13 protein-coding genes are annotated in these 12,954 nt (G+C 63.9%); 1 reads left to right on the plus strand and 12 read right to left on the minus strand.

What is annotated here, in order from left to right; translation table 11 throughout:
- Window positions 1–4: 4 nt before the first annotated feature.
- From wrbA to GS_RS04070, 6 genes are all read right to left on the minus strand, one after another.
- On the minus strand, window positions 5–616 hold the full coding sequence (gene wrbA, locus GS_RS04045; protein WP_010941470.1) for an NAD(P)H:quinone oxidoreductase: 612 nt from the start codon (window positions 614–616) through the stop codon (window positions 5–7).
- An 88-nt stretch (window positions 617–704) separates the two neighbouring features.
- Window positions 705–1,097, minus strand: coding sequence for an FxsA family protein (locus GS_RS04050; protein ID WP_010941471.1), 393 nt, complete (start codon window positions 1,095–1,097; stop codon window positions 705–707).
- Window positions 1,098–1,140: 43 nt separating this feature from the next.
- Entirely contained in the window at window positions 1,141–2,025 is an 885-nt protein-coding gene (locus GS_RS04055) for a triphosphoribosyl-dephospho-CoA synthase (protein ID WP_010941472.1), read from the minus strand.
- Complete coding sequence (locus tag GS_RS04060; RefSeq protein ID WP_010941473.1) at window positions 1,997–2,512, minus strand: citrate lyase holo-[acyl-carrier protein] synthase; 516 nt, start codon at window positions 2,510–2,512, stop codon at window positions 1,997–1,999. The genes GS_RS04055 and GS_RS04060 overlap by 29 nt, the downstream gene beginning before the upstream one ends.
- A 221-nt stretch (window positions 2,513–2,733) precedes the next feature.
- Window positions 2,734–3,696, minus strand: coding sequence for a diguanylate cyclase (locus GS_RS04065; RefSeq protein ID WP_010941474.1), 963 nt, complete (start codon window positions 3,694–3,696; stop codon window positions 2,734–2,736).
- 22 nt (window positions 3,697–3,718) lie between these two features.
- Window positions 3,719–4,264, minus strand: coding sequence for a beta-class carbonic anhydrase (locus GS_RS04070; protein ID WP_010941475.1), 546 nt, complete (start codon window positions 4,262–4,264; stop codon window positions 3,719–3,721).
- Window positions 4,265–4,457: 193 nt separating this feature from the next.
- Here GS_RS04070 and GS_RS04075 point away from each other — a divergent pair, with 193 nt between their 5' ends.
- Entirely contained in the window at window positions 4,458–5,858 is a 1,401-nt protein-coding gene (locus GS_RS04075) for an OmpA family protein (RefSeq protein WP_010941476.1), read from the plus strand.
- A 74-nt stretch (window positions 5,859–5,932) separates the two neighbouring features.
- Here GS_RS04075 and GS_RS04080 read toward each other — a convergent pair whose 3' ends face one another.
- The 6 genes from GS_RS04080 to GS_RS04105 form a co-directional block, all read right to left on the minus strand.
- Window positions 5,933–7,303 (minus strand): sigma-54-dependent transcriptional regulator, encoded by a 1,371-nt coding sequence (locus tag GS_RS04080; protein ID WP_010941477.1) that lies wholly within the window; start codon window positions 7,301–7,303, stop codon window positions 5,933–5,935.
- Window positions 7,304–7,313: 10 nt separating this feature from the next.
- A complete protein-coding gene (locus GS_RS04085) occupies window positions 7,314–9,560 on the minus strand; it encodes a sensor histidine kinase (protein WP_010941478.1) in 2,247 nt (748 codons plus the stop codon).
- A 155-nt stretch (window positions 9,561–9,715) separates the two neighbouring features.
- Window positions 9,716–10,318, minus strand: coding sequence for an MlaC/ttg2D family ABC transporter substrate-binding protein (locus GS_RS04090; protein ID WP_010941479.1), 603 nt, complete (start codon window positions 10,316–10,318; stop codon window positions 9,716–9,718).
- Window positions 10,319–10,339: 21 nt separating this feature from the next.
- Complete coding sequence (locus GS_RS04095; protein ID WP_010941480.1) at window positions 10,340–11,698, minus strand: TolC family protein; 1,359 nt, start codon at window positions 11,696–11,698, stop codon at window positions 10,340–10,342.
- Between the two features lie 45 nt (window positions 11,699–11,743).
- The gene (gene mlaD, locus GS_RS04100; protein WP_010941481.1) at window positions 11,744–12,193 is read right to left on the minus strand and encodes an outer membrane lipid asymmetry maintenance protein MlaD; all 450 of its coding nucleotides are present in this window, start codon (window positions 12,191–12,193) and stop codon (window positions 11,744–11,746) included.
- A 12-nt stretch (window positions 12,194–12,205) separates the two neighbouring features.
- Window positions 12,206–12,952: an ABC transporter ATP-binding protein gene (locus tag GS_RS04105; RefSeq protein WP_010941482.1), complete on the minus strand. Its 747-nt coding sequence runs from the start codon at window positions 12,950–12,952 to the stop codon at window positions 12,206–12,208.
- Window positions 12,953–12,954 lie beyond the last annotated feature (2 nt).

A 12,954-nucleotide genomic window follows, 5' to 3' on the forward strand; every position in this document is an offset into this window, starting at 1 on the left:
CTTCCTATCCGTTCAGTTTGGCGGCGATCTGCGCCACATACCTGCCCTGGAAGCGGGCCCCGGCCAGATCGTTCTCGCTCGGCAGCCGTTCCCCCTGGCCGCCGGCGATGGTGGAGGCGCCGTAGGGGGAGCCGCCGGTGATTTCGTCGATCCGCGTCTGGCCGGCAAAGGCATAGGGAAGGCCCACGATGACCATCCCCTGATGGAGGAGGAAGGTGTGGAAGGTGAGGATTGTGGATTCCTGGCCCCCGTGCTGGGTGGCGGAACTGGTAAAGACGCCGGCGGCCTTGCCCACGAGGGAGCCTTTCACCCAGAGCCCGCCGGTGGCATCCAGAAACTGGCGCATCTGGCCGCACATGTTGCCGAAGCGGGTGGGCGTGCCGAAGATGATGGCGTCTGCCGAGGCAAGCTCGTCCACCGTGGCCACCGGAATGTGGGCAAAGGCCTTCTGGGGCTCGACGGCGCCCATCTTTTCGAGCACGTCGGGCGACAGCGTTTCTGGCACGCGGCGGAGCACCGCCTCGGCGCCGGGCACCTCGCGGACCCCCTCGGCCACGGCTTCGGCCATACGATGGATGTGGCCGTACATGGAATAGTAGACAATGAGTACGTTCATGACAAAGCTCCTCCTGACGGCAGTGGTGACCAGCAGGAAAAAGCGTATCGCAATCCGGCGGGGATGCAACGAAGCGGCGGGGAGAGGGTCAGAACCGGCGGATGACGAACTGGCCGCGGGCGAGCCTGTTCTGGAGCCAGAGGCCCAGGAACTGCTTGATGACGGCACGGGTGGGGGGAATGATGAAGAACAGGCCGACCACGTCGCTGAAAAAGCCGGGGGTCAGGAGGAGCAGCCCTCCCAGGAGAACCAGCGCGCCGTCGAGCAGGCCGGCGGCCGGGAGCCGCCCCATGGCCAGCTCATCCTGGATGCGGCGCAGGATCACGAAGCCCTGGGAGCGGACCAGCCAGGCGCCGGCGAGGCTGACGACCAGCAGCAGGGCCACGGTGGGCAGGGCGCCGATCAGTTTGCCCACCCTGATGAGGAGGTAGAGCTCGATGATCGGAACAACACTGAAGATGAGAAAGAGTCTCAGGAGCATGAAGGATGAGCGCGGCAGCGCGCCGGGGACGCGGGGACGGCCCTCAGGCGTCGCCCATGCAGAGGCGCAGCCGCGGCTTGGAGTTTCTGGAGCGGGTGGTCTCCGACGCGCCCGCCAGCCGTCCCGTGGCCACGAGGTAGCCGTAGGCCAGGCCGAGGACGTCGGCGACACCGCCCATGGTGAGATTCATCCGCACGTACTTGCGGTCTAGTTCCGTGAGAAACGCGACCGGATCGCCCCCCTCGGCAATGAGCCGCTCCAGGGTCTGGCCGTCGCGCCGCAACCGGGCCAGCCCCATGGTGCCGCAGCGATGGAGGGTGGTGGTGTCGTCCACCGTCTGCATGAGGCGGGCAAGCATGGCAAAGGAGGCGCTGGTGAAGCAGCCGGTCCGTTCGATGGCCGCCAGATACACCGGCACGGCACAGGTGAACAGGGACGGGAGCCCGTCCAGGACCTCGTGCACGACCCCGCCGGTGCCGAAGCGGGAACGGGCCGAATGGCCGTTGGTTGCCTGCTCACGGCGCAGGGCGAAGAATTCCTCGCCCAGCTCGGACACCGCCCGGCTCAACCGCTTTTCGTCATCTGAGTCGCAGCGCCAGCGGGCAACCAGCAGAAGTCCGCTCAGGAAGAAGTAGCCCTTGAGGGTGTTTGAGCCCAGCTCCTCCATCATGACCTCTTCGGCCCGTCGGCCGATCACGGCCTGACAGAGGAAACGCTCTCCGTCGGTAAGCGAACGGATCAGTTCCGCCAGGTAGTCGCCCAGAATATGGAGCGACCGCTCCATCTTGTCGAGTGTAAGATCGGGGTGGGACCCTTGGTTGGCCATGTCCACGAGCCCCGGTTTCGGCGTCAGATAGAGTGCCATGGCCCCCCCCTTGACGAGGGACTGGGCAAACTGCTCAATCTCGAAGATGCGCGAGGAGTTCATGAAGCCTCCCGGGTATCTCCGCCGGGGTGAGGTGTCGGTGGCGGATGCAGTCGGCGGCCCGTTGGCCGCACGCGAGACAAGGACGAGGGGTGAGTCCGAGGAGCGCCCGGCTTATCCGGGTTCCGCTGCCGTCGTACACATCCAGATCGATGAGCTGCGAAAAAGGTGTTCCCATCTCCAGGGCAATACAGCGTCTTTTAACCTCAATCGCGTCCAAAGGGACGTGCATAATAGCATATGTATCGTCCTTGTCACCAGATTTCTTGAGGTTGAGCAGCTCGGGGAGAACCTTCACCAAGTTCCGGAAGGTAATCGACAGAGCTGCTTCGAGCCGGTCGTCAAGACCGCCCTCCGGCGTAGCCAGGGAGAGGATCAGGGTGGTCGGGTAGCCGGCGTCCAGGTAGAGGGAAAGCACGTCCTGGCGCCGTGCGGAAAGGCCGGGACTAAGAACGGCGCATCCGCGCCACGTTTTCGAGGGTACGTCCATGGGGCGCTCCACCACTCCGACTAGGCCGACAACTCGATGTCGGTGAATACCGTTGCTTATTGTAGCATGGAGGCTGCGGAAATAATAACGTGTATACATTAAAGAGGGGAAGGAGGCTCGTGGTCCGGCTGACTGGCACGTTCCGCAATGTCTGCCCTTGTGACCGCTGCCGGCTCCGGTCACAGAACAAAATTGCGAGAAGGAACGATCCGGTCGGGAGGCTAACGGGAAACGGTGTTGCCCCCCGCTGCCTTTGCCCTGTCGAGCGCCGCGAGCGCGTTATCCGCAATGGTGGGTCCGTCGATGCCCGGGGTGGCTTCGGCCACCCCCGCCGAAATGGAGAGCGGCGGCAGCATGGCGCCGTCCCCCATGTCGATGACGGTGCGCATCAGGCGTTGCCTGAGCCGGTCCGCGATCATCCATGCTGTGGATGGTTCCGTTTCGGGGAGGAGCACCGCGAAGGTGTCGCCGCCGTAGCGCGCCACCAGCTCGCCGGGGCGGAGGGAGTTCCGGAGGGTTTTGGCGACGTCGTGCAGGGCCCGGTCGCCGCCGGCGCGACCGTGGCGCTCGTTGAACGCGCGAAAGCCATCGATGTCGATCATCACCAGGGACAGGGGCCGGCCGTTGGCGGTGAAGCGATCCACCTGCCGCGAGAGAATCCCCTCCAGCCAACGTCTGCTCTGGAAACCGGTAAGGGGGTCCACCACCGCCTGGTTGCGGAGGGCGTAGTCGCGCACGGTCCCCGAGAAGCTCTCCTGGGGAGAGCCTCCCCTGCCGCGCAGAAGGATGCCGAGCAGGTTGCAGGCGGCTGCGTGGGATGCCTGGGCCAGGGACCAGATCAGGTCCTCCTCCAGGATCATGAGCCGCGTTTCTTCAGCGGCCACGAGGGTGCAGGGGACTTCCGGCTCACCGGAAACGAGGCTTTGACCGACGATGTCGCCCCGCTCCAGGTGCAGGGGCGTGTCGTCCCGTTCCCGGACGTCGTAGTAGAGGGCGAGGCGGCCGTCCAGGATCAGGTGGATGGTTCGACCCAGAGGGCCGGCCGGCTCAAAGCGCTCGCCCCGCTCCAGGCTGACCACGCAACTGTGCTCAAGAATGCCTTCGATGCACTCGAGGGGAACGAAGCGGAACAGGGGCAGCGCTTCCAGTTCGCCGGCGCTGAACGGCAGGTGGTTCCTGGACATGGGATCCTCGCGAACCGGGGGATCAGTATCCCCTGACGATTACTTCAAGATGGCCGTCGTTGGGGCAGAAGATGAGGCCGTGGACCGGTACATCCCGCGGGATGAGGGGGTTCTGGCGGATCACCGACGTGACGCGGGCCACGTTTTCCTCGGGGCACGAAAATGCACCCATCCACTGGGCCAGATCAGGCACCTGGGCTTCGATGACGGAGGGGTCTATGCCGCGCGCCACCATCCGCTGCCTGAGGTCGCCGGAATCCACCGCCGCCATGCCGCAGTCCCGGTGGCCGATGACGAAGATCTCTTCCACGCCGAGCATGAACACCGCCGCCACGAGACTCCTGATGACGCCGCCGCTGATGGGATCCACGATGGTGTTGCCGGCGTTCTTGATGACCTTCGCGTCGCCCCGCCTGATTCCCATGGCTGGTTCCAGGAAATCCACCAGGCGCGTGTCCATGCAGGTGAAGATGGCGAACTGTTTTTTCGGGTTCTTGGCCAGGGGGGGGAACGCGCCGGGGCGGACGAACTTTCTGTTTGCGTCCAGAATGGTGTCGAGAAGGGTCATGGCATTTCCTCGCACAGGTTTGAGCGACGCCATATATACCGGCGGCCGTCCCTCCTGTCAATGGGTTTCTCCTGCCACTGCAGAGGGTGATAGCGTGTAACTCTGCGACGTAGTTTGACAATTTGCCGTGCGCTGGTAAGGTTTGAAAGGGATTTGATCCCGATATCCGTTGCCTGTCTACAGGGAGGTCGCCATGAAGGTGAGAACCATCGTTGGTGTCGCGTTTGCCGTCGCCCTGCTGGTCGCGTCGACGGCAGCCGCGGAGAACAGGGCCGGTTTCTTTTCACTCAGTCCCTATTTCGGAGGCTATACCTTCGACGGGGAGCAGCACATCCGCACAGCGCCCACTTTCGGCATCCGGGGCGGATACAACCTTACTCCAACCTGGGGGGTGGAGACCGTGTTCGGCTTCTCTCCGGCCGAGGAGACCAAGGGCAGCCAGGTCGACGTGGACTCCTATACCTACCGGCTTGAGGGGCTCTACCATTTCATGCCGGAAAGCTCCCTTGTGCCGTTCCTGGCGGTCGGCGCGGGCGGGACGACCCTCGACTACGCCGCCGGTTCCAACGGCCGAGATCGCACGGACGGCATCCTCACCTACGGCGGCGGGGTCAAGTACTTCATCACCGACGTCGTGGCGGTACGGGGCGACGTGCGGGGCATCTTCGATCTGGGATATTCGTACAGCAACGTCGAGTACACGGTCGGCTTGAGCTATCTGTTCGGCGGAGCCGCCCCGGCGGCCAGGGCAGTTCCAGCGCCGCAGGCTGCGCCCGCACCGCCGGCTCCGGAGCCCGCCCCTGTCGTCGAACCCGAGCCTGCGCCGCTCCCCATGGCTGCCGAGCCGACGCCGGGCCTCATGAAGTACTGCATCACCCTCAACATTGAGTTCGACATCGACAAGGCCGACGTCCGTCCCCAATACCACGACGAGGTGAAGCGGGTGGCTGACTTCCTGAAGGAGTATCCCTCGACCACGGCCGTGATTGAGGGACACACCGACAATGTGGGGGACGACGCTTACAACATGAGGCTTTCCCAGCGGCGCGCCGAAAGCGTGGTCAACTACCTGGTGGACAATTTCGGGATCGACAGGACACGCCTCTCCGCCCGGGGCTTCGGCAAGACCCGCCCCATCGCCGACAACTCCACCGAGGCGGGAAAGCAGCGCAACCGCCGGATCGAGGCGATCATCGACTGCGCCCTGGAGGACCCCAAGGTCATCGCGGCCCTGCCTGACCGGCTCTGCATCGCCCTGAAGGTCCAGTTCGACACGGACAAGTGGGACATCAAGCCCCAATACCGCGGAGAGATCGCCAAGGTGGGCGATTTCATGACGCGGAATCCTACTACCACGGCAATCATCGAAGGGCATACCGACCGGGTCGGCACCGCCGACCACAACATGAAGCTCTCCTTGCGCCGGGCCGAGGCGGTAGTCAATTACCTGGTCGAACACTTCGGCATCGAACGTTCGCGCCTCTCCGCCAAGGGATACGGCTTCAGCCGGCCCATCGCCTACAACTCCACGGCCGAGGGCCGGGCCCTCAACCGGCGGATCAACGCCATCATCGACTGCGTGATCAAGAAGTAGCGGCCGCGATCTGAAGAAAAAGGGCCGTCTCCCCCATGGGAAGACGGCCTTTTTCGTGCGAAAGGATATGCCCGTCATTTTTTAGCGTCGATCCCGTAACTCTTCATCTTGCGGTAGAGGTTGCTCCGCTCCAGCTCGATGGCGTCGGCGGTGCGCGAGATGTTCCAGCCGTACTCCTCCAGTTTCTGGATGATGAATTCCCGCTCGAATTCTTCCCGTGCCTCTCGGAGCGACGAGGGCTCCAGGGCGGCCTCGCTTCGGGGCAGAACTCCCTCGCGACCCGCGCCTTCGCCAATCGACGGGGGAATGCTGTCCGGGGTGATCACCCGCCCCGGGGTCATGATGACGAGCCGCTCCACGATGGTACGCAGCTCCCGCACGTTGCCGGGCCAGTCGTGCCGGGCCAGGATGGCCAAGGCTTCGGGAGGCATGGTTTTGCGTTCCTGGCCCTCCCGGCGGGCGAAGATGTCGAGGAAGTGCTCCACCAGCGGCACGATGTCATCCTGCCGCTCCCGCAGCGGCGGCACCGCGAGGCTGACCACGTTCAGCCGGTAAAACAGGTCGGGGCTGAAGCGGCCCGCCCGGACCTCTTCCTCCAGATTCCTCGTGCTGGCGGCCATGATGCGCACGTCCGCCTCGATGGACCTAGTTCCACCGGCCCGCTCGAATTTCCGCTCCTGGATGAGGCGCAGGAGCTTCGCCTGGGCGCGGGGCGGCATGTCGCCGATCTCATCCAGAAACATGGTGCCGCCGTTGGCCAGGTCGAGCTTCCCCTTTTTCTGGGTCGCGGCACCGGCAAAGCCCTTTTCGTGGCCGAAGAGCTCGCTCTCGATGAGTTCTTCGGGCAGGGCGGCGCAGTCGAGTTCCACGAAGGGCCGGTCGCGGCGGGGGCTGTGGTAGTGCAGCGACCGGGCCGCCAGTTCCTTGCCGGCCCCGTTTTCGCCGGTGATGAGCACCGGCGCGTCGGCCGGGCCGGCCAGCCGGACTTGCTCCCGCAGCCGTCCCATGGCCTCCGACTCCCCCATGATCTCGTGTCCCCTGAAGCTCAGGGCGCGCAGCGAATCGTTCTCGGCCCGGAGCCGTCCTGCGTCCAGGCCGTTGCGGACCGTGACCAGGATCTTTTCCAGGGAGAGGGGTTTCTCGATGAAGTCGAAGGCCCCCATTTTGGTGGACTTCACTGCCGTTTCAATGGTGCCGTGGCCCGACATCATGACCACCGTGAGGCCGGGGTCGGCCGTCTTGAGCCGTTGGAGGGTCTCCATGCCGTCCAGCCTGGGCATCCAGATGTCCAAAAGCACCAGGTCGGGCCGATCTTTCTGGACCGTCTCCAGGGCCTCGACGCCGTCGCGCGCGAAGGCGGTCCGGTACCCCTCGTCCTCCAGAATGCCGGCCAGGGCCGTGCGGATGTCCTGTTCGTCGTCCACGACGAGTATCGTTTCGTTCACGTAATCCTCTCTATCCCGTCACGGGCAGTTCGATGACGAACTTGGTCCCCCGGGGCTCGTTGTCCCGCACCCGGATGAACCCGTGATGGTCGGTGATGATGCTGCTGACGATGGCGAGCCCCAGGCCGGTGCCCGACGCCTTGGTGGAGAAGTAGGGCTCGAAGACCCGCGTCTTGTCCTCCGGGGGGATGCCCGGCCCCGTATCGGCCACGGTCACCACCGCCATTTTCAGCTCCGGATCGAAGCGGCTCATGATCCGGACCTCGCCCGTCCCCCCCATGGCCGCCACGGCGTTGTCCAGGAGGTTGATGAAGACCCGCTTGATCTGGTCCCGGTCCAGCTGCAGCAGGGGCAGCCGGTCGTCGGCGCTGAAGCCGAACGCGACGCCGCGGTGCCCTTCCCGGAAGAGGGTGACTGCCTCGCGGATGACGGCGTTCAGGTCGTTGGGGGAGGGATGGGCCGCAGGCATCCGGGCGAAGTTGGAGAACTCGTCCACCAGGGTCTTCAGTTCGTCAACGGATTTGACGATCATGGCCGTGCACTCGTCAAAGACCCGGTCTTCGTCGCCGAAGCGGGGAAGGTAGCGCTTGCGCAGCCGTTGGGCCGAGAGCTGGATCGGGGTCAGCGGATTCTTGATCTCGTGGGCGATGCGGCGGGCCACCTCGCGCCAGGCGGCCATCCGCTGGGCCTTGATCAACTGGGTCATGTCGTCGAAGACCACCACGGTGCCGAGGAATTCGCCGCTCTCGTCCCGCAGGACCGACAGGTTGAAGAGGAACGTCGCCCGGCTGTCCCGCACCGGCACCGTGATCTGGCGGCTGATGCTGTCCTTCTTGGCCATGACCATGTCCCGCAGGACCCCCTTCACGATGTCGAGCTGCTCTCCCTTGAGCACCTCCCGGAAGTTGTGGCCCACGGCCCGGGGCATGTCGATCTGCAGGAGCCGGGCCGCTGAGGGGTTGATGGTGGTTATCGTCCCCCCCCGGTCCACGGCGATGACCCCGGCAGCCACGTTGCGGAGCACAATTTCCATATGGCGCCGCCGCTGTTCCAGTTCCTGGTTGCTGCGCGACAACTCGTCGTTGGCGTTTTTCAGGGCCAGCTGGTTGCTTCGCAGGTCGTCGGTCATCTTGTTGAAGGCGGCCACCAGCATGCCCAGCTCATCGTCGGTCCGCTGGCCCAGGCGGATGTTCAGGTTTCCCTCGGCCACCTGACGGGTCGCTTCGGCCAGTTCCTGGATCGGCGTGGTGAGGCTGTTGGCCAGGTGGAGTCCGAACCAGACCGCCAGGAAGATAATCACCATGGTGATCAGGAACAGGGCCAGGATGTAGCCGGACCGGATGGGATTCTTCAGGATTTTGAGCTGACGGAACTGCTCGTAGGAGGCGGTGATCTCCCGCATTTTCTCCACCAGGGAGTAGGGGACGAAGTAGTTGACCACCACCGCCCCCACCACCTCGTCGGCGCGGTAGGTGGAATAGATCGGCACGATGCCGCGGATGAGGTCGGCCTTACCCACCGTGTTGACCCGGGTCAGTTCCTTGCCGTTGAGCCCCTGCTTGATGTCTTCGGAGGAAGGGTTGGTGAACTCCCCCAGCGGGAGCCCCGGGTTCGCGGCGCGGACCAGCTCCTCATTCTGGGCCGAGTAGACCTCCACGATTCCCAGGTTGTACTCCTTCTGCTTCTGGCGGATCAGCTCCTTCATCCGCGGCAGGTTCTCGTCGTTGAGCAGGCGCTGGTCCCGGATGATGGCGCTGATCTGGTTACCGTAGTAGAGAGCGTTGGCCGCCGAATTCTTGTAGTAGGTCTGGGCAACCTCCAGCGATTCGGAGAGGGAGTTTTCGATCTGGGTGTTGAACCAGTTGCGGATGCTCTGGTTCACGTAGGTGGCCGAGACAAAGAACAGGAGCATGGTGGGGATGATGGAGAGGCTCACGAAGGCGATGACGAGTTTCGTGCGCAGGTTGGCCCCCAGGGCCTTGCCCCGTCGCTCCATCAGAAGCTTTGCCACGTTGCGGAACAGAAGGTAGATGAGGAGGATGATCAGCAGGATGATGACGTTGATGACGCCGAAGATCAGGAAGTTGCTCCCCATCGGCACATCGGAGCTGATGCGCGACAGGTGGATCTCCACCCGGGTCAGGATCAGGATCAGGAGCACCGACAGGGCGATGACGATCCCTTCGCGGCGCCGCTTGATCCGTTCCCGTTCGGCTGGTGTTGCTGTAGGCGTGCTGTCCGTGGTCCGTTTGTCCATGGGGCGTCCGAGGTGTGGCGTAAATGCAACAGTCACACTCTAGCGGAACGCAGCGGATTATGCAAGGAGTCGATGTGGCGGGAGAAATACGCCCCGGATGAAAAAACGGGGAGAGTGGCCTCTCCCCGCGTCGATGCTGCCAAGTGCCGTCACGCTTACGGCATGCTGATCTCCTTGTTCTTGGAGCGCAGTTTTTTTACCAGTTCCGCGTACCCCTGGTTGGTGATGATCTTGTTGAACTGGGTCCGGTAGTTGGAGACGAGGCTGACCCCTTCGATGACGATGTCGTAGACCACCCACTTGCCGCCCTTGAGCATGAGGCGGTAGTCGAGAGAGTACTCGTCGCGCCGGGCGGTGACGATCTTGCTCCTGACCTCGGCATAGTCGCCGTCGATGGCCTCCTTCAGGTAAACCACCTTCTCCTGGTTGTAGGACTCGATCTTGCCGGCGTAGGAGTTCTCCAGCAGATTTTCGAAGAGATCCACGAACTCCTTCTTCTCGGCGGCGTTCCGATCGCGCCAGTGGCGCGCCATGGCCCGCTGGGCCATTTCGGCGGAATCGAACACCGTGCCGATGGCCCGCTTGATCTCCTGGCGGCGCCGTTTTTCGTTCTGGGGCTTTTTCAGTTCCTTGTCCGAGACGATTTTGATGACGTCGTCAACGGTCTTCTTCACCGTTTCGGTGGGCGAGGGCTGGGCCAGGGCGGTGCCGGAGACGGCCAGGGTGACGAAGAGGATGGGAAGCAGGATCCATTTCATGGAGCAGAGACCTCCTGGTGCTCAGTTAAGCGGCGCCTGGCCCACGGCGTGGTCGAGCCGGGCCAGGGCCATGTTCTGGTTGTAGATGGCCTGGAAGTAGGCGGCGCGCATGCGGGCGTAGTTCTGGAGCCCGTCGAAGATCTCCTGGGCCGGTCCGACGCCGAAGTCATAGTTGGCCACGGAGGCCACCACCCAGCGCTTGGCGTTGGTGTACGCCTCTTTCATGGCGGTGGCGCTCGCCTCGGCCTCCCTGGCTTCGAGCCACGCCTTGCGGATCTGGAGCGGGATGAACTCGTCGGCGTAGGCCTTGGTGGAGAGGAGCCGGTTGTACTGGGCCCGTTCGCCCGCCACCTTGGCGCCGGTGATGCCGAAGTCAAGCTTCCACTTTACCCCCAGGGCGATGCCGGCCCAGACGTGGTTGAAATCGTCGGGCACAAAGGGATTGTCGATTCGGGTCCGCTTGTCGGCGTAGGCGGCAGAGACGTAGCCCCCCAGGAAGAGGTCGGGCCAGTAGTTGGCCTTTGCCGCCTCCACCAGGGCTTCGCGGGCCTTGATCCCCTCGTTGAGCTGGCGGAACTCCGGCCGCCGGGTCCGGGCCTCTTCCACGTAGGCAGTCAGGTCGCCCAGGGTGGCGCCGGCGGGCTGAAGCCGTTCGGCGTCGATGTCGACCGCTTCGGCGGGCGAGAGCCCCATGCGGGTCTTGAGGGCGGCCAGGGCAAGCTGCTCGCCTTTGGTGGCCTCCTCCAGGTATTTGGCCACTTCGCCCCGGAAGGCGTCGAGCTTGTAGATGTCCAGTTCGTCGGCGTTGGGGGATCCCTTGTCGATCAGCTTGCGGGCCTTGGTCTTGGCGTCGTCCAGAATGTCGCGCGTCTCCAGGACCAGTTCCCTCAGCTCCCGGGCCAGGAGGATGCCGTAGTAGTATTCCTTGACCTGGAGCGCCACGTCGGTGCCCTTCTGGTCCTTCTTGGCCCGGTCAACCTCGATGCCGTGGCTGGCGGCCTTCATGTTCTCGGAAATCTTGCCGAAGGTGTAGAGGGGCTGGACCAGGGTTGCGTCGCCCCGCTGGAACCAGGTCCAGCGCTCGGTGTCGTTGATGCCGTCCGGCGAGTAGACCTGGTTGCCCCGTGCCTGGGGCACTGGTCCGATGAGGCCCAGGAATTCGATCTGGGGATAGCGGTGGGCCTTGGCCTCGTCCAGCTTGGCCGAGGTGGCGTCGATGTCCGCCTGGGCCTCGCCCAGTTCAGGGGCGGCGGTGAGCGCCTTTTTGATGCAGTCGTCGAGGGTGAGCTTCGTCCCGGCGCCGGCGTCGGCGCCCCACGCCGCTGCCAGCGGCAGGAGCGTTACGGCCAGTGCGAGAGCCGTCCGTCTGAGTGCCTTCATGGTTGGTCCCTCCGTCAGGTGTCCGGATGAATTCTGCGTCCCGTTTTATTCGACGTTCCCGTGGATGTACTTGCTCAGGAGCTCTTCCAGGTCCACGGTCGATTCCGTGTCGCGGATGCGGCCGCCGTCGGCCAGCAGCTTGTCCGCCCCCCCCGGCTTGAGCTTGATGAATTTGTCGCCGATGATGCCGCTGGTCCGAACCGAGGCGATCACGTCGTCCTGGAGCTTGACGCCGTCCCTGATCCTCAGGTAGACCCGTGCCCGGTCGTTGGAGGAGTCGAGCTCGATCCGGTCGACCCGACCGACCTCCACCCCGGCTATTTCGACGGTGGCGCCTTTTTTGAGGCCCGATACCGAGTCGAAATCCGCGGAGACCTGATAGTGGTCCCCCCCCAGCAACTCCATCTGTCCCAGCCTTACGGAGAGCCAGGCAAGGCAGATGATGCCGACCAGGACAAATATGCCTACTATCAATTCGAGAGTGACTCTTTTCATGGGCCTACCTTTTTAGATGAACTGAATGGGGCCTTCGAGGCTGCCGCTGATGAACTGCCGCACCACCGGATGCTCCGAGCGCCGGATATCCTCCGACGTGCCCTGCTCGATGATCTTTCCCCGGTACAACATCGCCACGTTCTCGGAGATGTCGAAGATCTCCGGGATTTCGTGGGAAACGATGACCGCCGTGTAACCGAACCGCTCGTGGGTCTCCCGGATCAGCTCATGGATGGCCCGGCAGATGATGGGGTCGAGTCCGGTGGTCGGCTCGTCGAACAGGATGATCCGCGGGTTCAGGAGCAGGGCCCGCGCCAGCCCCACCCGCTTCTTCATGCCTCCGGACAGTTCGTCGGGGAATTTCTTGTCCACATTCCTGAGCCCCACGTGCTCAAGCGCATCGTGGACCCGGTCGCTGATCTCCGAGCGGCTCAGATGGGTCTTCTCCTCCAGGGGGAAGGCCACGTTCTCGAACACGGTCAGGGAGTCGAACAGGGCCGCGTTCTGGAACAGCATGCCGAACTTCTCCCAGACACGGTTCATCTGGTAGCGGCGCATGGTGGTGATGTTCTCGCCTTCCACGAACACCTCGCCCCGGTCCGGTTTCATGAGGCCGATCATGTGCTTGAGCAGCACGCTCTTTCCCTCGCCGCTGGGGCCGATCACCGCGGTGATCTTCCCTTCAGGGATCTCCATGGTGAGGCCGTCGAGCACCACTTGGCTGCCGAATGATTTATGGACGTCAACGAGTCTGATCATGG

It is taken from the genome of Geobacter sulfurreducens PCA, assembly GCF_000007985.2.
GTDB lineage: Bacteria > Desulfobacterota > Desulfuromonadia > Geobacterales > Geobacteraceae > Geobacter > Geobacter sulfurreducens.

Coding starts and splice junctions, on each gene's coding strand:
- wrbA (WP_010941470.1), bottom strand. CDS start 616: ATGAACGTACTCATTGTCTACTATTCCATGTACGGCCACATCCATCGT.
- GS_RS04050 (WP_010941471.1), bottom strand. CDS start 1,097: ATGCTCCTGAGACTCTTTCTCATCTTCAGTGTTGTTCCGATCATCGAG.
- GS_RS04055 (WP_010941472.1), bottom strand. CDS start 2,025: ATGAACTCCTCGCGCATCTTCGAGATTGAGCAGTTTGCCCAGTCCCTC.
- GS_RS04060 (WP_010941473.1), bottom strand. CDS start 2,512: ATGGACGTACCCTCGAAAACGTGGCGCGGATGCGCCGTTCTTAGTCCC.
- GS_RS04065 (WP_010941474.1), bottom strand. CDS start 3,696: ATGTCCAGGAACCACCTGCCGTTCAGCGCCGGCGAACTGGAAGCGCTG.
- GS_RS04070 (WP_010941475.1), bottom strand. CDS start 4,264: ATGACCCTTCTCGACACCATTCTGGACGCAAACAGAAAGTTCGTCCGC.
- GS_RS04075 (WP_010941476.1), top strand. CDS start 4,458: ATGAAGGTGAGAACCATCGTTGGTGTCGCGTTTGCCGTCGCCCTGCTG.
- GS_RS04085 (WP_010941478.1), bottom strand. CDS start 9,560: ATGGACAAACGGACCACGGACAGCACGCCTACAGCAACACCAGCCGAA.
- GS_RS04090 (WP_010941479.1), bottom strand. CDS start 10,318: ATGAAATGGATCCTGCTTCCCATCCTCTTCGTCACCCTGGCCGTCTCC.
- GS_RS04095 (WP_010941480.1), bottom strand. CDS start 11,698: ATGAAGGCACTCAGACGGACGGCTCTCGCACTGGCCGTAACGCTCCTG.
- mlaD (WP_010941481.1), bottom strand. CDS start 12,193: ATGAAAAGAGTCACTCTCGAATTGATAGTAGGCATATTTGTCCTGGTC.
- GS_RS04105 (WP_010941482.1), bottom strand. CDS start 12,952: ATGATCAGACTCGTTGACGTCCATAAATCATTCGGCAGCCAAGTGGTG.